The following is a 1,435-nucleotide window of genomic DNA, read 5'->3' as shown; positions in this document are numbered from 1 at the left end:
ACTGCTTACTTGCAAGAATATTTTATAGATATCTTTAATGCATGGATAACCGGACAAAATATGAACATCCTGATTTTTTCTTGTTTTTAAATTTATACTTCTTTTTTAGAGACTGCGAAACTCGTGAAAGATAGAGCTGGTCTTATTTTATTCCCTATTTAGTGGTTTATTTTTTCAGGCAAAAATGGGATATCATTTGTGAAAGTAATTCAATTGTCGGTTTTATATATTTAAGTTCAATAAATTCATCAGGTTGGTGAGCCTGCTCTATCGAACCTGGCCCTAATATTAATGTTGGGCATCGCGTTTGAATAAAGGGCGCTTCGGTGCAGTAATTAACGGTTTGAGCTTTTTTATCTAATAAATTTTCAATTATTTTCACCATATTATGATTTATTGTGCATTCAAAACCGGGAATAGGCGGATGAAGTTCCTCGATAGTTAAGCGATCAGGCCAACGTTGTTTAATCGGTTTAAGTGCGGCATGTAACAATTCATCCAAATTTTTTAGTGACAGACCGGGTAGTGGACGAATATCGATATGTAATTCACAACAACCACAGATTCGATTTACTGCATCACCCCCATGAATATGTCCGAAATTCATTGTTGGGTAGGGAATATCAAAAGCCTTGTTATGGTAATCGGTTTTTAGTCTATATCTAAGCAGAATTAACTGACTAATGGTTTCATGCATTAACTCAATCGCATTGATACCCTGTTCCGGATCACTTGAATGGCCAGATTGACCGGTAATACGAATGGCATTGGCAATATGCCCCTTATGAGCGCGAATCGGTCGCAATGAAGTTGGTTCACCAATAATTGCTAATTCAGGCTGAATTTCTGCAGTTGCAGCAAAATAACGTGCTCCGGCCATGGTGGTTTCTTCATCAGCGGTTGCCAGAATATAGATGGGATGCTGTAACTGATCAATATCGACATTGCGTAAGATATCAATAATAAAAGCGAAAAAACCTTTCATATCCGCGGTGCCTAAACCATATAACTTGTCGTTATATTCCTTTAATTGGAAAGGATCTTTTGTCCAGCGACCGCCATCAAAAGGAACCGTATCAGTATGCCCACAAAGTAGTAATCCAGCCTCTCCTTGGCCAAAAGTAGCCACGAGTTTCGCACAAAACTAATTTGGGTACGCTAATAAAACACGGATGTGCTCAGCAATAGCATTTTTGATTACGTCCCAATTTTGTTGATAAAGGGTTATTTTTTCAGATATACGACGTTTATGTTGTTCAAACCACGCAGAAATAGCGAGAAAAATATGATTTCTTTGCGCTCGGCTCGTGCGAGCCTGACAGCGTTCAATACCACAATTTTGTTTAACTTCTCGATGATAAACTTCAACAGACCAACGGGCATCCATGATAGATTTGACGTATTCACGGGTGGGATTCTCTTTGTTTGTTACTAT

1 protein-coding gene and 1 pseudogene are annotated in these 1,435 nt (G+C 38.3%); both read right to left on the bottom strand.

Annotation, left to right across the window (positions count from 1 at the left end; genetic code table 11):
* Positions 1–166: 166 nt before the first annotated feature.
* A pseudogene (gene argE, locus CBG25_RS08755) lies at positions 167–1,132 on the bottom strand (acetylornithine deacetylase); the annotation flags it as partial.
* 12 nt (positions 1,133–1,144) lie between these two features.
* The coding region (locus CBG25_RS08750) for a transposase (RefSeq protein ID WP_290603789.1) at positions 1,145–1,435 on the bottom strand (291 nt) is incomplete at its 5' end.

This window comes from Arsenophonus sp. ENCA, from assembly GCF_002287155.1.
Classification (GTDB): Bacteria; Pseudomonadota; Gammaproteobacteria; order Enterobacterales; family Enterobacteriaceae; genus Arsenophonus; species Arsenophonus nilaparvatae.
Note: the sequence above shows the minus strand (reverse complement) of the source record. Positions and strands in the feature narration are given on the sequence as shown.